The 23614-nt window shown below is 61.9% G+C and carries 23 protein-coding genes and 8 tRNA genes; 6 read left to right on the top strand and 25 right to left on the bottom strand.

Going from position 1 to position 23614, the window contains the following annotated elements; translation table 11 throughout:
* Positions 1-42: 42 nt before the first annotated feature.
* The 15 genes from FHS03_RS23390 to gltX form a co-directional block, all read right to left on the bottom strand.
* A tRNA-Glu gene (locus FHS03_RS23390) sits at positions 43-118 on the bottom strand.
* 52 nt (positions 119-170) lie between these two features.
* Positions 171-246: transfer RNA gene (locus FHS03_RS23385), tRNA-Glu, on the bottom strand.
* 45 nt (positions 247-291) lie between these two features.
* On the bottom strand, positions 292-618 hold the full coding sequence (locus tag FHS03_RS23380) for a cytochrome C oxidase subunit IV family protein (RefSeq protein WP_183443326.1): 327 nt from the start codon (positions 616-618) through the stop codon (positions 292-294).
* Positions 619-630: 12 nt separating this feature from the next.
* Positions 631-1290, bottom strand: a complete 660-nt coding sequence (locus tag FHS03_RS23375) for a heme-copper oxidase subunit III family protein (protein WP_183443325.1) — start codon at positions 1288-1290, stop codon at positions 631-633.
* A gap of 3 nt (positions 1291-1293) precedes the next feature.
* On the bottom strand, positions 1294-1995 hold the full coding sequence (locus FHS03_RS23370; protein WP_183443324.1) for a cytochrome c oxidase subunit 3: 702 nt from the start codon (positions 1993-1995) through the stop codon (positions 1294-1296).
* On the bottom strand, positions 1992-3836 hold the full coding sequence (gene ctaD / locus FHS03_RS23365) for a cytochrome c oxidase subunit I (RefSeq protein ID WP_183443323.1): 1845 nt from the start codon (positions 3834-3836) through the stop codon (positions 1992-1994). The genes FHS03_RS23370 and ctaD overlap by 4 nt, the downstream gene beginning before the upstream one ends.
* Before the next feature lie 12 nt (positions 3837-3848).
* Positions 3849-4943 (bottom strand): cytochrome c oxidase subunit II, encoded by a 1095-nt coding sequence (locus tag FHS03_RS23360; protein ID WP_183443322.1) that lies wholly within the window; start codon positions 4941-4943, stop codon positions 3849-3851.
* 12 nt (positions 4944-4955) lie between these two features.
* A complete protein-coding gene (locus FHS03_RS23355) occupies positions 4956-5456 on the bottom strand; it encodes a hypothetical protein (protein ID WP_176345591.1) in 501 nt (166 codons plus the stop codon).
* A gap of 180 nt (positions 5457-5636) precedes the next feature.
* Positions 5637-5712: transfer RNA gene (locus FHS03_RS23350), tRNA-Glu, on the bottom strand.
* 33 nt (positions 5713-5745) lie between these two features.
* Positions 5746-5821, bottom strand: a tRNA-Ala gene (locus FHS03_RS23345).
* Between the two features lie 42 nt (positions 5822-5863).
* Positions 5864-5939: transfer RNA gene (locus FHS03_RS23340), tRNA-Glu, on the bottom strand.
* 30 nt (positions 5940-5969) lie between these two features.
* Positions 5970-6045 (bottom strand) — tRNA-Ala (locus FHS03_RS23335).
* Positions 6046-6087: 42 nt separating this feature from the next.
* Positions 6088-6163: transfer RNA gene (locus tag FHS03_RS23330), tRNA-Glu, on the bottom strand.
* A gap of 73 nt (positions 6164-6236) precedes the next feature.
* Positions 6237-6312: transfer RNA gene (locus tag FHS03_RS23325), tRNA-Ala, on the bottom strand.
* Positions 6313-6386: 74 nt separating this feature from the next.
* Complete coding sequence (gene gltX / locus FHS03_RS23320; RefSeq protein WP_183443321.1) at positions 6387-7796, bottom strand: glutamate--tRNA ligase; 1410 nt, start codon at positions 7794-7796, stop codon at positions 6387-6389.
* 188 nt (positions 7797-7984) lie between these two features.
* Here gltX and FHS03_RS23315 point away from each other — a divergent pair, with 188 nt between their 5' ends.
* Entirely contained in the window at positions 7985-9418 is a 1434-nt protein-coding gene (locus FHS03_RS23315) for a serine hydrolase domain-containing protein (protein WP_221208241.1), read from the top strand.
* 146 nt (positions 9419-9564) lie between these two features.
* Here FHS03_RS23315 and FHS03_RS23310 read toward each other — a convergent pair whose 3' ends face one another.
* Both FHS03_RS23310 and apbC read right to left on the bottom strand, forming a co-directional pair.
* Positions 9565-9969, bottom strand: a complete 405-nt coding sequence (locus FHS03_RS23310; protein WP_183443319.1) for a DUF4399 domain-containing protein — start codon at positions 9967-9969, stop codon at positions 9565-9567.
* Between the two features lie 11 nt (positions 9970-9980).
* The gene (gene apbC, locus FHS03_RS23305; RefSeq protein ID WP_183443318.1) at positions 9981-11069 is read right to left on the bottom strand and encodes an iron-sulfur cluster carrier protein ApbC; all 1089 of its coding nucleotides are present in this window, start codon (positions 11067-11069) and stop codon (positions 9981-9983) included.
* Between the two features lie 134 nt (positions 11070-11203).
* Between apbC and metG the strand changes: the two genes are divergently transcribed.
* Together metG and FHS03_RS23295 are read left to right on the top strand one after the other, a co-directional pair.
* Positions 11204-13336, top strand: coding sequence for a methionine--tRNA ligase (gene metG / locus FHS03_RS23300; protein WP_183443317.1), 2133 nt, complete (start codon positions 11204-11206; stop codon positions 13334-13336).
* Between the two features lie 12 nt (positions 13337-13348).
* Positions 13349-13828, top strand: a complete 480-nt coding sequence (locus FHS03_RS23295; protein ID WP_183443316.1) for a GNAT family N-acetyltransferase — start codon at positions 13349-13351, stop codon at positions 13826-13828.
* Positions 13829-13908: 80 nt separating this feature from the next.
* Here FHS03_RS23295 and FHS03_RS23290 read toward each other — a convergent pair whose 3' ends face one another.
* Entirely contained in the window at positions 13909-14814 is a 906-nt protein-coding gene (locus FHS03_RS23290; RefSeq protein ID WP_183443378.1) for a DMT family transporter, read from the bottom strand.
* 135 nt (positions 14815-14949) lie between these two features.
* Between FHS03_RS23290 and FHS03_RS23285 the strand changes: the two genes are divergently transcribed.
* The 3 genes from FHS03_RS23285 to panC are packed head-to-tail and all read left to right on the top strand — an operon-like array spanning position 14950 to position 16899.
* Positions 14950-15135 carry a DUF3460 family protein gene (locus FHS03_RS23285; protein ID WP_371871764.1) on the top strand — a complete coding sequence of 62 codons (186 nt, stop codon included), beginning with the start codon at positions 14950-14952 and terminating at the stop codon, positions 15133-15135.
* 18 nt (positions 15136-15153) lie between these two features.
* Positions 15154-16044, top strand: coding sequence for a segregation and condensation protein A (locus FHS03_RS23280; RefSeq protein WP_183443315.1), 891 nt, complete (start codon positions 15154-15156; stop codon positions 16042-16044).
* Positions 16045-16059: 15 nt separating this feature from the next.
* Positions 16060-16899 carry a pantoate--beta-alanine ligase gene (panC, locus tag FHS03_RS23275; RefSeq protein WP_183443314.1) on the top strand — a complete coding sequence of 280 codons (840 nt, stop codon included), beginning with the start codon at positions 16060-16062 and terminating at the stop codon, positions 16897-16899.
* A gap of 165 nt (positions 16900-17064) precedes the next feature.
* Here panC and FHS03_RS23270 read toward each other — a convergent pair whose 3' ends face one another.
* The 7 genes from FHS03_RS23270 to FHS03_RS23240 form a co-directional block, all read right to left on the bottom strand.
* Entirely contained in the window at positions 17065-18276 is a 1212-nt protein-coding gene (locus FHS03_RS23270) for an EAL and HDOD domain-containing protein (RefSeq protein WP_183443313.1), read from the bottom strand.
* A gap of 49 nt (positions 18277-18325) precedes the next feature.
* Positions 18326-18583, bottom strand: coding sequence for a hypothetical protein (locus tag FHS03_RS23265; protein WP_183443312.1), 258 nt, complete (start codon positions 18581-18583; stop codon positions 18326-18328).
* Positions 18584-18586: 3 nt separating this feature from the next.
* Positions 18587-18976: a chemotaxis response regulator CheY gene (gene cheY / locus FHS03_RS23260; protein WP_028104141.1), complete on the bottom strand. Its 390-nt coding sequence runs from the start codon at positions 18974-18976 to the stop codon at positions 18587-18589.
* Between the two features lie 123 nt (positions 18977-19099).
* A complete protein-coding gene (locus tag FHS03_RS23255; protein ID WP_183443311.1) occupies positions 19100-20170 on the bottom strand; it encodes a protein-glutamate methylesterase/protein-glutamine glutaminase in 1071 nt (356 codons plus the stop codon).
* Positions 20171-20230: 60 nt separating this feature from the next.
* On the bottom strand, positions 20231-20830 hold the full coding sequence (gene cheD, locus FHS03_RS23250; protein WP_183443310.1) for a chemoreceptor glutamine deamidase CheD: 600 nt from the start codon (positions 20828-20830) through the stop codon (positions 20231-20233).
* A 10-nt stretch (positions 20831-20840) separates the two neighbouring features.
* On the bottom strand, positions 20841-21713 hold the full coding sequence (locus tag FHS03_RS23245; protein ID WP_183443309.1) for a CheR family methyltransferase: 873 nt from the start codon (positions 21711-21713) through the stop codon (positions 20841-20843).
* 88 nt (positions 21714-21801) lie between these two features.
* Positions 21802-23544 carry a methyl-accepting chemotaxis protein gene (locus FHS03_RS23240; RefSeq protein ID WP_183443308.1) on the bottom strand — a complete coding sequence of 581 codons (1743 nt, stop codon included), beginning with the start codon at positions 23542-23544 and terminating at the stop codon, positions 21802-21804.
* Positions 23545-23614: the final 70 nt, after the last annotated feature.

Below are 23614 nucleotides of genomic sequence, written 5' to 3'. Positions count from 1 at the left end.
GCAAAACAAAAAAGCCGCTGCAGGCGGCTTTTTCTATATTCTTGGCGTCCCCACGGGGATTCGAACCCCGGTACTCACCGTGAAAGGGTGATGTCCTAGGCCTCTAGACGATGGGGACCCTGGACTAAAACTGTATAAACCATTTCTGCTGCGACTGGCTTATTTGTCGCTGGCGTCCCCACGGGGATTCGAACCCCGGTACTCACCGTGAAAGGGTGATGTCCTAGGCCTCTAGACGATGGGGACGTCGTAAAAGCGTGCGCGAATTATATCACCGCAACTTCTTTTGCATCAAGGGCGCAGCGCGAAATGCAGCATGCGATTGAGGAAAACATAATCTGATTCAACGAACATCAAACCGCAGAGCACCAGCAGGCATAAGGGCGGCAATAGAATGGCGCTGACCAGGGCGATCCGCTCCCAGCGCATGTGCATGAAAATGGCGATGATCAAACCGGCTTTCGCCACCATTAAAATCAGGATCAGGCTCCAGCGCAGCAAACCCTGCACATGGAAGAAATCGACCAGGTAGGAAAAGGCGCTGAGCACGAACAGCAAGCCCCACACCTTGAAGTACAAGCCGATCGGATGCTGCTGGGTACCGCTGACGGCCGACATGACGCCCTCCCCTCACCACAGATAGAACAGCGCGAAAATGAACACCCATACCAGGTCGACGAAGTGCCAGTACAGCCCCGCTATCTCGACAATATCGTAGCCGACCTTTTCATAGCGGCCGCGCAGCACGCGCACCGCCACGATGCTCAGATAGATCACGCCCGCCGTCACGTGCAGGCCATGGAAGCCGGTGATCATGAAGAAGCAGGAGCCGAATTGCGCCGCGCCCATGGGATTGCCCCAAGGCCGCACGCCCTCGGCAATCAGCTTGGACCATTCGAAAGCCTGCATGCCGACGAAGCAGGCGCCGAACAGCGCGGTCGCCAGCATCAGGCGCGCCGCCATTTTACGGTCACGCCGGTAGGCATAGTTGACGGCCATGGCCATGGTGCCGCTGCTGGTGATCAGCACGAAGGTCATGATGGCGATCAGAATTAGCGGCAAGGTGTGGCCGCCGATGGTCAGCGCGAACACCTCGCTGGGATTGGGCCAGGCGGCCGTGGTGGAAATGCGCACAGCCATATAACCGGTGAGGAAGCTACCGAAGATGAAGGTGTCGCTGAGCAGGAAGATCCACATCATCGCCTTGCCCCAGGGAACGTGGAAGGCGACGCGATCGGACGACCAGTCGGCCACCAGGCTTTGCATTGCGCCTTGCGTAGACTCGGACATGATTCAACTCCTCGGTATGCCCAGGCTGGTGCAAACGGCTTGCACCAGGTCCGGCGTCACATAAAACAGCAAACCAAACACGCCCAGCCAGAGCAGGAACAGGAAATGCCAGTAGCGCGCGCACAGCAGGATGCTGGTTTCGACGCGTTCGCCACGCGCGCCCTGCGCCAGCCGCACGGCCACGCCGCCCCCCACCAGCAGGCCACCCAGCAAGTGCACGCCATGCAGGGCCGTGATCAGATAGAAGAAGCTGTTGGACGGATTGGCCGCCACCGGATAATTCATCGCCACCAGCGCCTGCCAGGCCCAGAGCTGACTGGCCAGAAAGGCCAGCGCCAGCAGACAGGCGGCCAGCGTGGCGCTGCGCGCGCGCGGCCATTGCCCACGCGCGGCATGCATGCGCGCCAGCTCCCAGGCAGCACCGCTGGCGCCCAGCAACGCAGTACTGAGCCAGAGCTGCCAGGGCGGAGGCGGCAAGCTGCGCCAGTCCTCATACGCCATGCGCATTACATAGGCAACGCCGAACAGCATGAAGAGCGTCAGCACCACGGCCATAAAAACCCACAAGCCGGTCTTGCGCGCGGCGCGCGGCGCGGGCTGCCCGCCGGGGCGCGCCGGCAGCTTGCCGGGATCGCCGCCGCCAGCCGGTGGCAAAGGGAATCCCGGGTCGCCGCGCAGTACGCCCGCACCGATTTCGGGATTCATTTCGGCACCCCGCTCGGCGCCGTGCTACCGGTTTGCGCCTCGTCCGTGATGCCGGCCTCGCCGCCACGAGCCGCGCCGACAGCGCCCCGTTTCGGCGCCGGAGGGACGGGATCATCCTCATCCGGCCCCACGTTCTGCGGCAGGTAGTCGCTGGCGCCGCTGCGGCCATAATCGTAGGCGCCGCGATACACCACCGGCAGTTCCGCGCCCCAGTTGCCGTGAACGGGCGGCGTTTGCGGCGTCTGCCATTCCAGGCTGCCTGCGCGCCACGGATTGCCGTCGGCACGCTTGCCGCGGAAGGTGGACCAGGCCAGGTTGGCGACAAACAACAGCTGCACCACGCCCACCACCAAGGCCGCCACGGTGATGAAGGCGTTCATCTGATGCGCCGATTGCGGAATGAAATTGTAGTTCTCATACGCGTAGTAACGGCGCGGCATGCCGAGTATGCCCAGGTAATGCATGGGGAAGAAAATCGCATACGTGCCGAGGAAGGTGATCCAGAAATGCGCCTTGCCCAGGGCATCGTTGTACATGCGTCCGCTTACCTTGGGAAACCAGTGGTAAATCCCGCCAAACACTGCCAGCACGGGTGAAACACCCATCACCATATGGAAGTGGGCGACCACGAAATAGGTGTTCGACAGCGGAATATCGACGCTGACATTGCCGAGGAAAAGCCCGGTCAAACCACCAATCAAGAAGGTGCTGATGAAGCCCAGCGCGAACAGCATGGGCACCGTCAGATGGATATCGCCACGCCACAGCGTCAGCGTCCAGTTGTAGACCTTGAGCGCGGTCGGCACGGCGATGATCAGCGTGGTAGTGGCGAAGAAGAAGCCGAACCAGGGATGCATGCCGCTCACATACATATGGTGGGCCCAGACCACGAAACTCAGGCCACCGATAATCACGATGGCCCACACCATCATGCGGTAGCCGAAAATGCATTTGCGCGCGTGCACGCTGATCAGATCGGAAATGATGCCGAAGGCGGGCAAGGCCACGATATACACTTCCGGGTGGCCGAAGAACCAGAACAGGTGCTGGAACAGCAAGGGGCTGCCGCCCTTGTAGCCGAGCTGCTGCCCCATCGACAGCAAGGCCGGCATGAAGAAGCTGGTGCCGAGCGCCTTGTCGAACAGCATCATGACGGCGCTGACGAAGAGCGCCGGAAACGCCAGCAGCGCGAGAATGGTGGCGACAAAAATGCCCCACACCGTCAGTGGCATGCGCATCAGCGTCATGCCGCGCGTGCGCGCCTGCAGCACGGTGGTCACATAATTCAGCCCGCCCATGGTGGCGGCGACGATGAACACGGCCAGCGAAACCAGCATGACGACAATACCCCATTCCACGCCCGGCGTGCCGGGCAGGATCGCCTGCGGCGGATACAGGGTCCAGCCGGCGCCGGTCGGCCCGCCCGGCACGAAAAAGCTGGCCAGCAGGATCACCACCGCCAGCAGATACATCCAGTAGCTCAGCATGTTCAGGAAGGGGAAGACCATATCGCGCGCCCCGACCATCAGCGGAATCAGGTAATTGCCGAAGCCACCCAGAAAGAGCGCCGTCAGCAGATACACCACCATGATCATGCCGTGCATGGTGATGAACTGGTAATAGCTGGCGGGATCAATAAAGGAGAATTTGCCGGGAAAGCCCAGCTGCAGACGCATCAGGTCGGACAGGATCAGGCCGATCAGGCCGACAAAGATGGCCGTCAGCGTGTACTGGATGGCGATCACCTTGTGGTCCTGGCTCCAGACATAGCGCGTCCAGAAGCTTTGCGGGCCGTGCTCATGCCCCGCCTCGTGGCCGCCGTGCTCTTTGCCGTATGCCATCGCGCCCTCCCCTCAGCGGATTGTCTTGATGTAGTCGATCAGCGCCGCCAGCTCGGCATCGCTCAACTGCGACGGCGGCATCACGGGCGGGAAACCCTTGACCAGACTGGCTTGCGGCGTGGCGATCGCCTCCTTCAGATATGCCTCATCCACGGCCACAGTCTTGCCGCCTTCCAGGGTTTCGGTCTTGCCGAACAAGCCCTTCCAGCCCGGCCCCACGCTTTGCGTGCCGTCCACGCTATGGCAGGCGACGCAGCCCTTGGACTGTGCCAGCAGCCGTCCCATCTTGCCCGGCTCGGCCGGACCACCGACGCCGGCCGGCGTGCCGCCGCCGAAGGTCGGCTGCTTGGTCAGCCAGACTTGCCACGCCGTCTCATCTTCCACCACCACCTGGCTGCGCATATTCGAATGGCCCATGCCGCACAGCTGGGCGCACAGCACCTCGAATTTGCCGACCTGGGTCGGCGTGAACCAGAAGGTGGTGACGATGCCCGGCACCATATTCATGCGGGTGCGGAATTGCGGAACGTAGAAATCGTGCAGCACATCCTGGGCGCGCAGCAGCGCCTTGGCCGGCTTGTTCAGCGGCAGGTGGATTTCCTGGCCGTCGACCAGCAGATCATCCTGCCCATTGGGGTCTTCCGGATTGATGCCGAAGGGATTGGCCGCCGTCATGAAGCGCACTTCGGTGCGACCCAGCTTGCCATCCTTGCCCGGCAAGCGGTAATGCCAGTTCCACTGCTGGCCCATGACCTCGAAGACCAGCGCATCCTTGGGCGGATCGATCAGTTTGGCATACACGGACAAGCCCGGCGCCAGCAGGGCGATGATGCCCAGCGTCGTGCCGCCGATCAACCACCATTCAAGTTTCTTGTTGCCATGCTCGGCCGAAGCGCGCTGTCCCTCACGGTGGCGGAAACGCACCACCGCGTAAGCGACGAAAAGATGGATGACGACGAAAGCCACGCCGGTAATCACCAGCGTGAGCATCAGCGCATCATCCATTGCCTGCCAGTTCGATGCGATGGGCGTGAGCCACCAGGGACTCACATAATGGAACACCAGCGCAGCAACGACGATCAGCACCAAAGCCAGGGCGAGTGCCATGTCGGCTCCCGCTCAAACTTGCTTGTCGGGACGCTCCAGCTTGCGATAGATGTACGCCGCCGCCATGCCGTAGATGATATGCGTCACCACGGTGGACCAGCCGCGCATTTCGGCGAACCAGGAGAAGGCGCCGGACATGCCGTAGAAATTCAGCACATACAGCACCACGCCGAAGACAGCGCCCGCCAGCAACACCATGCCGGTGCTGGAGTCGAGCTGGAAGGGAGCGATCAGGGCGGCGAGCATCATGGCGAAAACGACGCCCAGCACATAATGGACAACCAGGGCGACAATGACGACATCGAGCGCGTAGCCGGAAGTCTGCAAGACTTCCCAGCCCATCGCCATGGCCGCCACCATGCGGGTGGTCACCCAAGGATTGCCGCCGGACAGGCTGGACCACAACAGCTCGACCAGCATCATGACGCCGCCGGCGCCAAACCCTGCGATCGAAGCGGCCAGCCAGTCCGGCTGACGCGAAATCCAGCGATGCGAATGTAGATGCAGTTCCATGACGTCTCCTCCCCAATGGCGATACGGTCATCAATTCACTATAGGTCAGATTCCGGCCGCTGCAATCGAGTTAATTTTGCAGGAAGCGCAGGGAGCTTTGATTTACAACAAAGAGGATTGGAAAACAGCAGGCAGAAAAACAAAAAAGCCGCTTAGGCGGCTTGATCATTTTCATTTCTTTGGCGTCCCCACGGGGATTCGAACCCCGGTACTCACCGTGAAAGGGTGATGTCCTAGGCCTCTAGACGATGGGGACCTGAATGGACTTCCGATTATCCGTGCCACCTTTTGGTGGAGGTAAGCGGGATCGAACCGCTGACCTCTTGCATGCCATGCAAGCGCTCTCCCAGCTGAGCTATACCCCCACTGGCACGAACAATTTACTACAGCAACTACTTTTACTACCTTGGCGTCCCCACGGGGATTCGAACCCCGGTACTCACCGTGAAAGGGTGATGTCCTAGGCCTCTAGACGATGGGGACCTTGAACTACCGATTATCCGTGCCACCTTTTGGTGGAGGTAAGCGGGATCGAACCGCTGACCTCTTGCATGCCATGCAAGCGCTCTCCCAGCTGAGCTATACCCCCATCTGGCACGAACAATTTACTACAGCTACCACTTTACTACCTTGGCGTCCCCACGGGGATTCGAACCCCGGTACTCACCGTGAAAGGGTGATGTCCTAGGCCTCTAGACGATGGGGACCCTGAACAACAGGCGCAGCATTTTAACACAACTTACTGCAACTGCGCACAACTTCTTTTTTCTTTCGCTTAACTGGTGGAGGTAAGCGGGATCGAACCGCTGACCTCTTGCATGCCATGCAAGCGCTCTCCCAGCTGAGCTATACCCCCGTTTGCGAAAGAGACAGCATTGTAGCAGCCCCTCCGCAAAATGCAATACTGAATTGCAATTCCCTCAGAAAATATCAGAGGTATTTTGCCAAACGCGCTGAAACGGTTTCACGGCCGAACAGCTGCAGCACCGCATCGATGGCCGGCGTTTGCAATTGGCCGGTAATCATCAGGCGCAACGGCATGGCCAATTGCGGCATTTTCAGGCCGTTCGCCGCCAGCACTTCCTTCATCATGGCCGAGATCGCTTCCTTGCTCCACTCCACCGTGGCGATACGCTCGGCGAACTGGGCCAGCACCGGTTTCACGGCATCGGTGAAATGCTGGGTCATCAGCGCGGCGTCCGGCTGCGGCTGGCGGTAGAACAGCATGGCGGCATCGGCCAGCTCGTTGATGGTGTTGGTGCGCTCTTTCAGCAGACCCAGCACGGTGGCCAGTTCCGGCGCGCCGTCGAATTGGGCGCCGTCGGCAAGCAGCTTCGGTTTGGCCAGCTCGGCCAGGCGAGCGTTGTCGGCCTGCTTGATCCAGTGATTGTTGAGCCAGGCCAGCTTCTCGTTATTGAACTGGGCGGCCGAAGCGGTCAGGTGCTCCAGATTGAACCATTCGCAGAACTGCTGCATCGAGAACACTTCATCGTCGCCGTGGCTCCAGCCCAGGCGGGCCAGGTAGTTCAGCATGGCCTCCGGCAGATAGCCCTGCGCCGGGTATTCCATCACGCTGACGGCGCCGTGGCGCTTGGACAGCTTCTGGCCGTCCGAACCCAGGATCATCGGCAGGTGGCCGTATTCCGGCAGCGGGGCGCCGATGGCGCGCAGGATATTGATCTGGCGCGGGGTATTGTTGACGTGGTCGTCGCCGCGCAGCACGTGGGTGATGCCCATATCCCAGTCATCAACCGCGACACAGAAGTTATAGGTCGGCGTACCGTCCGGACGGGCGATCACCAGATCGTCCAGCTCCTTATTGGCGATGGTGATGGTGCCCTTCACCACATCGTTCCAGCTTACTTCGCCATCGAGCGGATTCTTGAAGCGCACCACCGGCTTGCGGTCGGCGGGCACCGGCGGCAGCGCCTTGCCCTCTTCCGGACGCCAGGTGCCGTCGTAGCGCGGCTTCTCGCCGGCGGCGCGCATGCGCTCGCGCATCGCTTCCACTTCTTCCGGCGAGGAATAGCAGTGGTAGGCCGTGCCGTCCTGCAGCATCTGCGCCACCACCTCGCGGTAGCGGTCCATGCGCTGCATCTGGTAGAACGGGCCTTCGTCATGGTTCAGGCCCAGCCATTTCATGCCGTCCAGGATGGCTTGCACCGCTTCCGGCGTCGAACGTTCCAGGTCGGTGTCCTCGATGCGCAGCACGAAGGTGCCACCGAAGTGGCGGGCATAGGCCCAGGAGTACAGCGCCGTGCGGGCGCCGCCCAGGTGGAGGAAGCCGGTCGGGCTGGGAGCGAAACGGGTACGGACTGGTTTGGCTGGTGCAGTGGTCATCTCGGTCAAAAGCGAATAGGTAAAGGCGGTATTTTATTACAGGCGGCGGGCCGGCAGCATGCCGGACTAGACATTAATCGGATGGCGGGCCGCCGCCGCTGTGGCGCCGGGGCGCCAAGATAATCATGACGGCAAGCAAGGACGGGCGGCTTCACATATACTCAGCCGACAACACCTCAGGAGAACCCATGGCCGTCCGCCTCCCCGCCGCCCTCGCGCTGCTCGCCGCCCTGCCCGCCTTTGCCGCCGATACCGCCAACCCGGTGCTGGAGCGGCATATCGCCAATATCGAACAAGGGCTGCTGCCCGCCGTCACGGTGCAGGGCATGGCGCCGGTCAAGCGCAAGCTGAGCGAGGAAATGGCGCGGCTTGGCGTGCCGGGCGTGAGCATCGCCGTGATCCATGGCGGCGAGATCGAATGGGCCAAAGGCTATGGCGTGGCGTATGCGGGCGGACCGGCCATCACCCCGTCCACGCTATTCCAGGCCGCCTCCATCAGCAAGCCGGTGACGGCCATGGCCGCCCTGAAACTGGTCGAAGACGGCAAGCTGGCGCTGGACCGCGACATCAACAGCTACACCACGTTCTGGAAACTGCCCAAGGATATCGACAATTCCCCCGTCACGCTGCGCCAACTGCTGTCGCACACGGGCGGCACCACGGTCAGCGGCTTCGCCGGCTATGCCGCCGGCAAACCGGTGCCGCAACTGGTGCAAGTCCTGAACGGCGCCGCGCCGGCCAACTCGCGCGGCGTGCACGTCAGCACGCGTCCGGGCAGCATGTGGCGCTACTCCGGCGGCGGCTACACCGTGGTGCAATACGTGATGACGCAGAAAAGCCCGGAAGGCTTCGCCGCCCTGATGGACAGCACGGTCCTCAAACCCGTCGGCATGGCCGACAGCAGCTTCGAACAGCCGCTGCCCCCTGCCCGCCTGGCGCGCGCCGCCCTGCCGCACGATCGCCAGGGCAAGCCGGTCGTCGGCGGCCCGCACACCTATCCCGAGCTGGCCGCGGCCGGCCTGTGGACCACGCCCAGCGACGTCGCCCGCTTCGCCATCGAACTGCGCCGCTCGGCCGCCGGTCAGGCCAACCACGTGCTCTCGCAAACCATGGCCAACCTCATGCTCAATCCCGTGCTCGACGACTTCAGCCTCGGCCTGCGCATGGCCGGCGAAGGCCAGGCCCAGACCTTCAGCCACGGCGGCTCGAATGAAGGCTACCGCAACCGCCTGATCGCCTACACCGAGCGCGGCGACGGCCTGGTCATCATGAGCAATGGCGAGCGCGGCAGCGAGCTCATCCACCAACTGGTTGCCGCCATCGCCGCCGAATACAACTGGCCCACCCACCGCAGCCGCGAGCGCCGCGCCGTCGCGCACGACGCCAGCGCCATCCAGCAACTGCCCGGTCAATACCAGCTCGGCGCCAACGAATTCCACATCGCGCGTTCCGGCGAAGGCCTGACCATCGCCATCGGCCAAAGCGAGCCCGAAACCCTCTACAGCGCAGGCAACGGCGCCTACTTCCTGAGTTCGCAAGACCTCGAACTGCGCTTCGACAGCAACAACAACGGTCGCGCCCTCATCGGCACCACCACCACCGCCTTCACCCGCCTCAAATAAGCCCCACCTTTGACCCACATCAAAAAATGTCCACCCTGGTGTCAGGCACCACGGGCGGACATTCTTTGATATCGATCAAGGAATGTCCGACCCTCGTGCCTGACACCAGGGTGGGACATTGGTTGATGCAGATCAAACGATGTGGCTTATTTGACGGTGACGTTGATGGTCTTGCTGAGGCCGGCGCCGTAGCTTTGGTGGGCGCCGTTGGCGAATTGCATGGTGAGCTTGTATTTGCCGGGCGGGAGCTTGACTTCGGCTTCGGTCTGACCTTTGCCGAAGTGCAGATGCTTGTCGTCGAAGGGGATGGATTCGCCGGCTTTCATGCTTTCGCCATCAATCAGCAGGTGGTGGTGGCCGGTGTTGGCGGCCATTTCGCCCGCCGGCTTGACTTCCATGCCGCTGACGGCGAATTTGACCTTGAACGGGCTGCTGACCGTGGCGCCATCCACCGGCTCTACAAACGATACCGATTGCGCCGCCGCGCCGAGCGAGGCCATGGCCAGGACCGCGGCCGCCGCCAGGCGCACCATCACTTGCTGTTTGTGCATCGTAAGTCTCCTTAGTCGTTTTTGATCACTATGCTGGGGAACTTGCTGCTCATATCCTTGGCTTTTTCAGCCACTTTCACCGCGACTTTGCGCGCGATTTCCTTGTATACGGCAGCAACCTTGCCTTCCGGCTCGGCCACCACGGTCGGCTTGCCGGAATCGGTCTGCTCACGGATCGCCATGGTCAGCGGCAGGGAGCCGAGGAATTCAGTGTCGAAGTCGGCGCACATTTTCTGGCCGCCGCCTTCGCCGAATATCTGCTCGGTGTGGCCGCAGTTGGAACAGGTGTGGGTGCTCATATTCTCCACCACGCCCAGAATCGGGATGCCGACTTTCTCGAACATTTTCAAGCCCTTGCGCGCATCCAGCAGGGCGATGTCCTGCGGCGTGGTGACGATCACGGCGCCGGTCACCGGCACTTTTTGCGACAAGGTCAGCTGGATGTCGCCCGTGCCCGGCGGCATGTCGACGATCAGGTAGTCGAGGTCGCGCCAGTTGGTTTGCTCCAGCAGCTGCTGCAGGGCTTGCGTGACCATCGGACCGCGCCACACCATCGGTTCGTCCGGATCGATCAGGAAGCCGATCGAGGAGACTTGCACGCCGTGGTTTTCCATCGGTTCCATGGTCTTGCCGTCGCGCGTGCCGGGACGGCCGCTCACGCCCAGCATCATCGGCTGCGAGGGACCGTAGATGTCGGCATCGAGCACGCCGACCGACGCGCCTTCGGCGGCCAGCGCCAGGGCCAGGTTGACGGCCGTGGTGGATTTGCCCACACCGCCCTTGCCCGAGGCGACGGCAATGATATTCTTCACGTTCGGCATCAGCTTCAAGCCGCGCTGCACCGCGTGGGAAATGATCTTGCTGTAGATATTCAGGCTGATCTTGTCGGCGCCGGCGAGCGGGGCCAGGGCCGCCAGCACGCTCGCGCGCAAGCCGTCGATCTGGCTGCGCGCCGGGTAGCCCAGTTCGATTTCCAGGCTGACCGTGCCGCCCTCGACTTGCAGCTTGCGCACGCATTTGGTGGATACGAAGTCCTTGCCCGTGTTCGGATCGATAACTTTGGCCAGCGCTGCCTTGACGTCTTCTACTGTGATGCTCATGTGAATCTCCGTTGGTGATGCCGCAGTCTAGCGCAAAATGGACACTTTTACATGGCGCCACCCCGCGCAAGCTGCGCAGCGCCGCCGTCCGCTGGTAAAATGCTTCTTTTATTCACCCAACAAGCGCACTAACCATGACCCGCAAGCTGTTCGTCACTACTGCCCTGCCCTACGCAAACGCTGCCTTCCACATCGGCCATATGATGGAATACATCCAGGCCGACATCTGGGTTCGTTTCCAGCGAATGCAGCGCGAAGGCAACGGCCTGCGCGAGGTGCATTTCGTCGGCGCCGACGATACCCACGGCACGCCGATCATGATCGCGGCCGAAAAAGAAGGCATCACGCCGCAGGAATTCGTGGCCAAGATCGCGGCCGGCCGCGCCCAGTACCTGGACGGCTTCCACATCGCCTTCGATAACTGGTATTCCACCGATTCGCCGGAAAACGTCGAGCTGTCCCAGGGCATCTACCGCAAGCTGCGCGACGCCGGCCTGATCCAGACCAAGACCGTCGACCGTTTCTACGATCCGGTCAAAGGTATGTTCCTGGCCGACCGCAATATCAAGGGCGAGTGTCCGAAATGCCACGCCAAGGACCAGTATGGCGATAACTGCGAGGTATGCGGCGCCGCTTACCAGCCGACCGAGCTGGTGAATCCGTTCTCGGTCTTCACCAATGCCACGCCGATCCTGAAGCCGTCCGAGCAGTACTTCTTCAAGCTGTCCGATCCGCGCTGCTTCGAATTCCTGCGCGATTGGCTGAACACCCCAGGCCGCTTGCAGCCGGAAATGGTGAACAAGGTCAGCGAGTGGCTGGGCGAAGCCGGCGAAAAGCTGGCCGACTGGGATATTTCGCGTGACGCGCCCTATTTCGGCATCCCGATTCCGGACGCGCCGGGCAAGTTCTTCTATGTGTGGCTGGACGCGCCGGTCGGCTATCTGGCCAGCCTGAAAAATTACTGCGAGAAGCAGGGCATGGACTTCAACGCCCTGCTGAACGATCCGGCCACCGAGCAGATCCACTTCATCGGCAAGGACATCGTGTCCTTCCACCTGCTGTTCTGGCCGGCCATGCTGAAATTCGCCGACCATCCGGTGATCGAGAAGCTGAAAGTCAACGTCCACGGCCACCTGACCGTGAACAACGAGAAAATGTCCAAGTCGCGCGGCACCGGCATTTCGCCACTGCGCTACCTGAACCTGGGCATGAATCCTGAGTGGCTGCGTTATTACATCGCTTTCAAGCTGAATTCCAAAGTGGAAGACCTGGACTTCACCGGCGACGACTTCGTGGCCCGCGTGAATTCCGACCTGATCGGCAAATTCGTCAACATCGCCAGCCGCTGCGCCGGCTTCATCGCCAAGAAATTCGACGGCAAACTGGCGAGCGAGCTGTCGCCGTCGGCCCAGGACTGGATCAAGCGCGCCCTGCTCTCGGCCGAGGGCAAGGAACGCCAGGCCAGCATCGCGCACAATTTCGAAAACCGCGAGTTCGGCAAGGCCTTGCGCGAAATCATGGAAATCGCCGACGCCGCCAACCAGTATGTGGACGAGAACAAGCCATGGGTGCTGGCCAAGGACGCCGAGAAGGTTGCCGAACTGCACGAAGTCTGCACCACGGCCCTGATCCTGTTCCGTCAATTGGCCATCCTGCTGTCGCCGGTGCTGCCGGGCGTGGCCGCCAATGTGCGCAAATTCCTCAAGGACGAGCGCATGGTGTGGGCCGATACGGCAGTCGCTTCCGGCGCCGTCTACCAGTCCATGCTGGGCCGCACCATCGGCGCCTACGAGCACCTGATGACCCGCGTCGATGCCAAAATGATCGAGGATCTGTTCGATGCGCCGGCCCAGCAGGCTGCCGCCGCTGCCGCTGTTCCTGCCGCCGCCGAAGCCGCCCCGGCTACCGGCATCGAAGCACTGGCGCCGGAAATCAAGATCGACGATTTCGCCAAGATCGACCTGCGCGTGGCCAAGATCGTCAACTGCGAACACGTCGAAGGTTCCGACAAGCTGCTGCGCCTGACCCTGGATGTGGGCGAAGGCCGCCACCGCAATGTTTTCTCCGGCATTAAGGCTGCTTATAAACCGGAAGACTTGATCGGCAAATTGACCGTCATGGTCGCCAATCTGGCGCCGCGTAAAATGAAATTCGGCATTTCCGAAGGCATGGTATTGGCTGCTTCGGCGGCGGATGAAAAGGCCAATCCCGGCCTGTATATCCTGAATCCATGGCCGGGTGCCGAACCAGGCATGCGCATCGGCTAAAAGGTTATTGCAATGAATATAGTGGTGCGCGAAGCTGGTAGCGACGATGCCCAATTACTTGCCGATCTCACGCGTGCCGCGTGGGCCGGCAAGGTCAATGTAACTTCCAGCGGCCACCGCGAAACCGCCGTTTTCGTCGCCCAGCATTTGCGCGACGGCGGCGGTTTTATTTTGCTGGTCGATGAAAAGCCGATTGGCTCGGTGCGCTGGCTGCCGCTGGACGCGGAACCCGATGTCTGGGAAATCCTGCGCATGGGCGTATTGCCGGAATATCGCGGCAGTAATTTATCCCAGCATTTATTGGAAGCGGTAATTCACCACGGCCTGGCGATTGGCGTGGAGGAATTGCGGCTTGCGGTGCGCAGCGATCAACCGAAATTGATCGACTTTTATTCCGCTTTTGAATTCGAGCTGGCCGAGGAATTGGAATATTCCCACGCCAATCCGCTTGAGCCCTCACCGCTGGTCATGCGGCGCACCTTGCGCTGCTGAGCCGCCAACGCGCCGTCCGGCGCGTTTTTTTGTCCCTGGCAAACCAGAATCTGGCACGAATGCGCCGGGAACTGGCTCGTCTAAGCAGCCCGGCGCGAGGAGACGACAATGCCGCCGACGATCAAGAGGAAGGCGATGGCGTGGTAGAGGTGGGGCGTCTCGCCCAGCACGGCCGAAGACAGGACGGCGGCAAACAACGGCGTCAGATTGCTGAAGAAAGCCGCCACTGCGGGACCGGCGCGCTGCACGCCGGCGCCCCAGCAGCGGAATGCGATAATCGCCGGACCGATCGAGACATAGGCCAGCGCGGCGAATAAAGTGGTATTCCAGTGGATAACGGCGTCGGTATAAGCCCATTCACCCGCCGCGAATAAGCCCGACCAGACCGCGCCGAATCCCACTTGCGCCAGCAGGAAACTGGCCCAATTGGCGCGAATATCGGCCGGTTCCTGCGAGCGGGTTAATAGCCAACTATAAATCGACCAGACGATGGTGGCGAAAATCATGAATATATCGCCGGCCACCAGCCTTAATTCCAGCAAATGCGCCAATTCCCCGCGCGCCAGTACCAGCAATACCCCGCCTATCGATAATATCGCCCCGATAATCTGACGGCGCACAATAGCCACGCCGAAAAACAGCCAGCCGGTCAACATCATCCAGACCGGCATGCCGGCCGCGACCAGGGTGACATTGATCGGCGTCGAGCTTTGCAGGGCCATATATTGCAGGGCATTATATAAACCGACGCCCAATAAACCGAGCAGGGCAAAACGGCGCCAGTGCAGCCATAAGGAACTGCCGCGTCGGAATATCGGACCGGCCAGGGGCAGTAAAATCAGGAAGGCAATCGCCCAGCGCAGGAAATTCAAGGTAATCGGCGGCACCAGGGTACTCACCACGCGGCCGATGACGACGTTGCCGGCCCAGAGCAGGGGCGGCACGATCAGCAGGAACACTGTCGATAGATTAAGTCTTGCATTCATGAACAAAGAGCATACCGGAATCCGGCCCACGTCGCAGGTGGGCGACAGAAATTCCCTCCGGCACGCTGCGGCGCGGTAAAATACGCTTTGGTATTCACCTTATTTTGCGATATGAAACTCTCCAAACAACATAGCATGTACGAGTCGGACCACTCGCTGTTCATCAAGGCGCTGAAGGAAAAGAATCCGGCCATCGAAGAAGGCCAGCGCCAAGGCCGTTCCATTCTGTGGGATAAAGCCCCGACGCCGCTCGACGAGCAAGCCCGTCAGCGCGAATCGGCGATCAAACAGCAAGCTTACGTGTACCAGAACAAGCTGTAAGAGCCGGGACGGCAAGGGATGTTGCCAAAAGACGCGGTGCAGGATGGGGCGGCGGACGACGCTGCCGGCATCGCAGCACCGGGCGGCGCCGAGGCGGGCGGCGGCAATACCGCCGACACCGCCAGCACCGACGCGGCGTATGCCCGCCTCTACGGCGAGCCGCTGCTGCGCCTGCCGAACGACCTCTACATCCCGCCCGACGCCCTGGAAGTGTTCCTGGAAGCGTTTGAAGGCCCGCTCGACCTGCTGCTCTACCTGATCCGCAAGCAGAACTTCAATATCCTCGACATTCCGATGGCGCAGGTCACCCTGCAATATTTGAAATACGTCGAGCAGATCCGCTTGTCGAATCTGGAATTGGCGGCCGAATATCTATTGATGGCCGCCATGCTGATCGAGATCAAGTCGCGCATGCTGCTGCCGCAGCGCCAGCACGATATCGAGCTGGAAGCGGAAGACCCGCGCGCGGAACTGGTGCGGCGCCTGCTCGAATACGAGCAGATCAAGCTGGCCGCCTACGACCTCAACAGCATTCCCCAGCTCGACCGCGATTTTCAGCGCGCCGAAATTTTCATCGAGCAAAGCCTGATCCCGGTCTGGCCCGAGGTGAATGCCGACGATCTGCAGGCGGCCTGGAAAGACTTGCTGAAACGGGCCAAGCTCAAGCAGCACCACAAGATCACGCGCGAGGAACTGTCCGTGCGCGAACATATGACGGGCATTCTGCGCCGGCTGCAATCGAGCCGTTTTGTCGAGTTTGCCGACCTGTTCGACGTGGCGGGCGGCGTGCCCGTGCTGGTGGTCAACTTTGTTGCCCTGCTCGAACTGGCCAAGGAAACCCTGATTGAAATTACCCAGGCCGAACCGTTCGCGCCCATTTATGTGCGCCTGGCGTATTCGCCTGCCTAACCTAACAAAAGCAATATGAAAATCATCTCCTCCATCGAAGAACTGCGCGACCAGCTCAGCGGCCAACTGCGCACCGCCTTCGTCCCCACCATGGGCAATCTGCACGAAGGCCACCTGTCGCTGATGCGGCTGGCGCGCAAGCATGGCGACCCGGTGGTCGCCTCCATCTTCGTCAACCGCCTGCAGTTCGGGCCGAACGAAGACTTCGACAAATATCCGCGCACCTTCCAGGCTGACGTGGAAAAGCTGGAGAAGGAAGGCGTCTACGTGCTGTTCGCGCCGACCGAAAAAGATATGTACCCCGAGCCGCAGGAATACCGCGTGCGTCCACCGGACGACCTCGGCAACACCCTGGAAGGCGAATTCCGCCCCGGCTTCTTCACCGGCGTCACGACCGTGGTGCTGAAGCTGCTGTCCTGCGTGCAGCCGCGCGTGGCCGTGTTCGGCAAGAAGGATTACCAGCAGCTCATGATCGTGCGCAATATGTGCCGCCAATTCGCGCTGCCGACCAATATCATCGCCGCCGAAACCTGGCGCGCCGACGACGGTCTGGCGCTGTCTTCGCGCAATATGTACCTGTCGGCCGCCGAGCGCGCCGAAGCACCGGCCCTGTACCAGAATCTGAACTTCGTCGCCGAGGAAATGCGCGCCGGCCACCTCGACACCTTCCAGCTCGAGCGCAAGGCCATGGACGAGCTGGCCAAGCGCGGCTGGCAGCCGGACTATATCTCCATCCGCAAGCGCAACGACCTGCAGCCGCCGACCGCCGGCGACCTGGCCCAAGGCAGCCCGCTGGTCGTGCTCGCCGCCGCCAAGCTCGGCACCACCCGCCTCATCGACAACCTCGAAATCTAAGCCCGCCTGCGCTTTGATCCAGCGCAAACAATGTCCACCCTGGTGTCAGGCACTGCGGTCGGACATTCTTTGAGCAAAATCAAACAATGTCCTGCTCTGGTGCCTCGGCGGCCCCGCCTGACACCAGGGTGGGACATTGTTTGATTTGGCGCAAACTCGCTGGGCTCAGGCGCTGGTCAGGGATTGGGTCCAGGCGAGCGCGGAGAGGTGGGCTTTGTTGACGTCGGCGGGACTGATGTGCAGGCTGGCGGCCAGGCTGGAGACGAGATTCGAGTTGAGCTCGCAAGCTTCGGCCAGCGCCAGATAGGGGCCGTATTTGCCGCCGCGCGTCAGCAGGGCCCGCATCACTTCGTCGGAGAGCTGGATGGCGTCGAGCACTTCTTTCATCGGAATCCCAAGCAGCCTGTCGAGCAGGGAGAACATGCCGGCGACGAAGATGTTTTCGGCCTCGGCCTTGCCGACGGCGCCCACGCCCAGCAGTTCGGCAAGCCGGCCGCGCACCACGGCCGTTTCCAGCAGCACCGGCGAGTAGCCGCTGCTGCTGGCGGTGGCCAGCAGCAGGGTCAGCCAGCGGTACAGTGGCTGGTAGCCGAGCAAGGTAATCGCTTGCTTCAAGGACTGGATTTCACGCCCGGCGCCGAAGCCGGCCGAATTGATGTAACGCAGCAGCTTGTAGGACAGCGCGGCGTCGCGCTTGAGCACGTTTTCGAGCTGGGCGACGTCGGCATTGGCGTTCACCATCTGCATCAGCTGCAGGATCACGGTCTGCGCCGGATTCATGCCCTTGCCATCGGTGCCGGGACGCGGCGTCAGGTGCAGCTTGCCGACGAAGGCGTCGAGCCCAAGCGCGGCGCAGGCGTCGAAATCGGCCCAGGTCGTCACGGGCCGCCCCACCATTCTCACCGTCGATTGCTTGAGCGCGGCATAGGTGCGCGCCTGCGCCCCCACATCGGCGCCGGAAAAGCGCACCTCCACATACGAACACACGGTGCCAAGCCGGCTGCCGACGCGCGCCAGGTCGGCTTCGCGCAGCAGGATGCCGACGCCGCCGGCGCGCAGCGCCTGCACGGCGGCCATGGTGTCGGCATTGGCCAGTTCGGCGGTCTTGAGCGAGAGCACGGTGTGCTGCGGCGGCAGATTGTGCAGGGCGTCGGTAGACAGCATGGCCGGCACGGCCGCGAGAAAGAGGGTTTTGTCGCGCAGCAGCCAGCCGTGGTCGGGATGGCAGACCTGGGCGGCGACAAAACCCACCAGGTCTTCGAGCTCGGCCTGGGTCGGCGGCACGGCGGCATCGTGCTGCCAGCTCAGTTCATAACCGACCACGCGCTGCTTCGGATCGAGCAGCGGCTCCCGGACGAGGAAATGGGTCTGGTGCATGATGTGCGCGCCCCATAAAAAATGCCGCCCGCAGGCGGCAGTTCAGGCTTTAGCAGCCTACGCTTGCAAGCAGGCCGCCGGCCCCATGGGTATCCTGGAGCGCCGCGTTTTCGCTCAGGCCAGCCACATGGCCGGGACGCTTGCGGCCAGCAGCGCTGGCCCCGCCCGCCTTGCCGCGCCAGCTCCCCGGCCCCGGCCGGCGCTCACGCAGCGGCAGCGCCGTGGCCATATGGCCACAGGCTGCCAGCCCGGTCGCGCCCGGCCCGCGCGCCGCATGGGCGGCGTCGATGGCGGAAAGCTGGTTCATGCATCAAGCTCCGAGTTTCTCGAAGATCTTGTTGAGTTTTTCATCGAGGGTGGCGGCCGTGAACGGTTTCACGACATAGCCGTTGGCGCCGGCCTGGGCCGCCGCGATGATGTTTTCCTTTTTCGCTTCGGCCGTCACCATCAGCACGGGCAGCTTGGCCAGCGCGGGATCGGCGCGAATGTTTTGCAGCATGGTCAGGCCGTCCATATTCGGCATATTCCAGTCCGACACGACGAAGTCGAACTGCTCGGCGCGCAGCTTGGCCAGCGCCATGACGCCGTCCTCAGCCTCGTCCACATTGGCATAACCCAGTTCTTTTAACAGATTCCGGACGATGCGGCGCATCGTCGAAAAATCGTCAACAACTAAAAATTTCATCTTTGGATCAGCCATGAATTACTCCGTTGATTCTTTTACGCGGTTATAAATAGTGTCTGGAAGCACCAGCTCTTTGTAGGATAGCATTTTCGTTGCTTTAAGGCGAACAAACAGCCCCAAATCCCGGGGAATAGCGTATCAAACGCGCAAAGCGCGCTTACCGTGCTGCGCCAGATAGCCCAGCACCATGCCCGGCAGCGCCTGCAGGGCGCCGACCTCGTGCGTGGCGCCGACCGCAATCGCTTCGCGCGGCATGCCGAACACGACACAGCTGGCTTCATCCTGTGCAAAATTATACGCCCCCGCCGTCTTCATCTCCAACATGCCTGCGGCGCCATCCTTGCCCATGCCGGTCAGGATCACGCCGACCGCGTTCTTGCCCGCGTTCTGGGCGGCGGAACGGAACAGCACATCGACCGAGGGCCGGTGGCGGTTGACCGGCTCGCCCTGGTCGAGCTTGGTCATATAGTTGGCGCCGGAACGCGTCAGCATCAGGTGCGAGTGGCCCGGCGCGATATACGCGTGGCCCGGCAGCACACGCTCGTTGCCGGCCGATTCCACCACCGAAATCTTGCACAGCGAATCGAGGCGCTTGGCAAAGGAGCGCGTGAAGCCTTCCGGCATATGCTGGGTGATCAGGATGCCGGGACAGTCGGACGGCATCTGCATCAGGAATTCGCGGATCGCTTCGGTGCCGCCGGTGGAGGCGCCGACGATGATCAGCTTTTCCGAGGACATCAGCGGGTTGCGCAACTGCGGCAGCGGCGCCGCGCCTTCCGCGCCGGCCTGCGGCAGGGTGCGGGCGCGGATGCGCGCCTTCGAGGCGGCGCGGATCTTGTCGGCGATCAGGTCGGTGTATTCGCGCATGCCGGTCTGGATCGAGATTTTCGGCTTGGTCACGAAATCGACCGCGCCCAGTTCCAGCGCGCGCATGGTGATCTCGGAACCGCGCTCGGTCAGCGAAGACACCATCACCACCGGCATCGGCCGCAGGCGCATCAGCTTTTCCAGGAAGTCCAGGCCATCCATCTTCGGCATCTCGACGTCCAGGGTCAGCACGTCGGGATTGGTCTGCTTGATCAACTCGCGCGCCACCAGCGGGTCGGGGGCCACGCCCACCACCTCCATATCGGGCTGGCTATTGATAATCTCGGTCATGACGCTGCGGATCAGCGCCGAGTCGTCCACGATCAGGACTTTGGTCTTCATGGCTACCTCTGTTGCTTTCTCTTGGTTGTTTTTGCGTGACGTTTTTTCTTATGCCTGCTGTCAGAACAGCTCGACCTCGCCGCCCACCGGCTGCACTTTGAGGCGGCTGGCGTATTCGATTTCGCGTTTGGCCAGCGTGTCGTTATGGGTCTGCATCAGCTTTTTCACCAGCACCTTGCCCGTGCGCGGGAAGAAGTACACCTTGCGCGGGTAAATATCGTTGAGATCCTCGGCCACGATGCGGATCTTCTCGTTGCGCAGGAAGCTTTGCACGAAGGCGGCGTTGCGTTCACCCACATTCATGGCCGTGAAGCCTTTCAGCACGGCGCCGCCGCCAAAGACCTTCGCTTCCATATTCTCGCGCCGCGCACCGGCTTTGAGCAAGTCATTGATCAGGATTTCCATCGCATACGTGCCATAGCGAGCCGACGCCGAAATCGGGCTGTTGGCGTCCGAACCGCCGTCCGGCAGCATGAAGTGGTTCATGCCGCCCAGACCCGTGTTGCGGTCGCGGATGCAGGCCGAGACGCAGGAACCGAGCACGGTCACGATCAGCATGTCCTTGCTGGTGAAATAATATTCCCCCGGCAGGATCTTGGCCGCTTCGCAGTCGAAGGTCCGGTCGAAGTAGACATTGGTGGCAAATTGTTCTTTATCCATGGCGTCTATCTCATGCTCGTTGGGGCGCCTTGGCGCCTGCGCTGCGCTGTGCCGCATCCAGCTCGTAGACGGTCTTGCCGCGCAGCTTGAGCGAATCCGAGACGTACAGGAAGTTCTCGGAGTGGCCGGCAAACAGCAGGGCGTCGGAACGCATCAGGGGCACGAAGCGCGACAGGATCTTGCGCTGGGTCGCCTTGTCGAAATAGATCATCACATTGCGGCAGAAGATCGCATCGAAGGGGCCGCGGATGGCCCAATCGTCTTCCAGCAAATTGAGCTGGCGGAAGGTGATCAGCTGGCGCAGCTCGGGGCGCACGCGCACCAGGCCCGCCTTGTCGCCCTTGCCGCGCAAGAAGAAGCGGCGCTGCTGCTCCATCGGCATCTTTTCGATGCGCTCGATCGGATACACGCCGTTGGCGGCCGTGTTGAGCACATTGGTGTCGATATCGGTGGCGATGATGTGCACCGGCGGCGTCAGCGTGTTGAAGGCTTCGCAGGCGGTGATGGCGATCGAATACGGCTCCTCGCCGGTGGAACTGGCCGAGCACCAGATATTCAGCTGCTCGCCGCGCTTATGCTTGATATGCTCGGCCAGCAGCGGGAAATGGTGGGCTTCCCGGAAAAACGAAGTCAGATTGGTGGTCAGGGCGTTGGTGAAGGCTTCCCACTCGGCGCCCAGACGACCGGCTTCCAGCTCGTCCAGGTAGCGGACGAAGGAATTGATGCCGGTGGCGCGCAAACGCCGCGCCAGGCGGCTATACACCATCTCCTGCTTGCTGTCGGCCAGCGCAATGCCGGCCCGTTTGTAAATCATGGCTCGGACCCGCTCGAAGTCCTTGGCGTTGAAGTCAAACTCTTTGACGGTGTCTCTTGTTTGCGGCATGTGTATTTACCTCTTATGAACTACTTTATAACAATGCCTCACAGGGCGGGACGGATGACAGCCGTCCCTGCCTACAGCGCAATACTACTTAAAACTCTTCCCAGTCGTCGCCCGCTGGAGCGGACGCCATCTTCTTCGGCGCCGGCTTGGCCGCTGGCTTCTCGGCCGCCCTTGCGGCCGGCGCGTCGGCCGGCGGCGCCACCACTACCGGCACCGACGGCGCGGCCGCCTTGGCGATGGCCGGCGCGCGCGGCGCCAGCACCGGGCGTTTCAGCATGGCCTCGTCGCCGGACAGCTTGAAGATGCTGACCGCTTCGGCCAGGCGCTGCGCCTGTTCCTGCATGCTCTCGGCGGCGGCGGCGGCCTGCTCCACCAGGGCGGCGTTCTGCTGCGTCATTTCATCCATCTGCGTGATGGCCTGGTTGACTTCCTCGATGCCGTTGCTTTGCTCCTGGGTGGCGGCGGTGATCTCGCCCATGATGTCGGCCACCTGCTTGATCGAGGTCACGATCAGGTCCATGGTCTGGCCGGCTTCGTCCACCAGGCGCCCGCCCGTGTCGACCTTGACCACGGAATCGTCGATCAAGGCCTTGATTTCCTTGGCCGCGCCGGCCGAGCGCTGCGCCAGATTGCGCACCTCGGACGCCACCACGGCGAAGCCGCGCCCCTGTTCGCCGGCGCGCGCCGCTTCCACGGCGGCGTTCAGCGCCAGGATATTGGTCTGGAAGGCGATGCTGTCGATGACGCCGATGATGTCGACGATCTTGCGCGAGCTTTCCTTGATCGAGCCCATGGTGTCGACCACCTGGGCCACCACGGTGCCCCCCTTGACCGCCACCGACGATGCCGAAACCGCAAGTTGGTTGGCCTGGCGCGCGTTATCGGCATTCTGTTTCACGGTCGACGTCAGCTCTTCCATCGAGCTGGCGGTTTCTTCCAGCGAGGAAGCCTGCGATTCGGTGCGGCCCGACAGGTCGGCATTGCCGGAAGCGATTTCGCGCGAAGCGGTGGTGATGGTGTCGGTGCCGGTGCGCACCTGGCTGACGGTTTGCACCAGGCTGTCGTTCATGTCCTTGAGCGCCTGCAGCAGCTCGCTGGTTTCGTCCTTGCCTTCCACGTACACGTCCGAGGTCAGCTCGCCGGCGGCCACTTTCTGCGCCACCGACACGGCGCCCGACAGCGGCACGGTGATCGAACGCGTGATGTAGATGGCGCAGACGACGCCGATGGCCACCGCCGCCGCGCCCAGCACGAAGAGGAAGACCATCAGGCTCATATCGGCCTTGACCGAGCTTTCCTGCAGCTCGCGCGCGGCGGCCTGCTGCAAGTCCACCAGCTTGTTGAGCGAAGCCAGGGTTTGCTGGTTGAGCGGATCGATGCGGCTGGCGATGACCTTGGCCGCGCCTTCGCTATTGAAGGCCAGCACCTGGCCGATGGCTTCCTTGAAGGCGGCGTCGACGTCGCGGTCGAGAGCGGCGATATCGCTCAGCACCTTGTTTTCGGTCTCGTTCAAGCCCAGGCTTTGCAGCTTGCCGCGCGCGGCCTCGTAGCGCTGGCGCTGTTCCTTGACCTTGCCCTCTTCCTTCTGCATCAGATTCACGTCCGATTGCAGGCCGATATTGCGCATGGCGATGCCGGTTTCCAGCATCGCGCTCTTCATGGTCTGCGCCTGCAGATTCTTGGCCGTGGTCAGGTCCAGGCCGGCCGTCAGCTGGGCCTTGTTGCGGTAGTTCAGGATGTTGGCCGACAAGACCATCCCTACCAGAATCAGCAACAGCACGCCAAAGCCGAAGCCCAATCTTGTCCCGATTTTATAGTCGCGCACATTCATCACAGTCTCCCTCGTAGCCTTTCTGTCCTAATGCCGGTTCATCCTCTGGCGGGTTGATGCCGGCTGTTGT

The organism is Pseudoduganella violacea (assembly GCF_014191875.1).
GTDB lineage: Bacteria > Pseudomonadota > Gammaproteobacteria > Burkholderiales > Burkholderiaceae_D > Rugamonas > Rugamonas violacea_A.
Note: the sequence above shows the minus strand (reverse complement) of the source record. Positions and strands in the feature narration are given on the sequence as shown.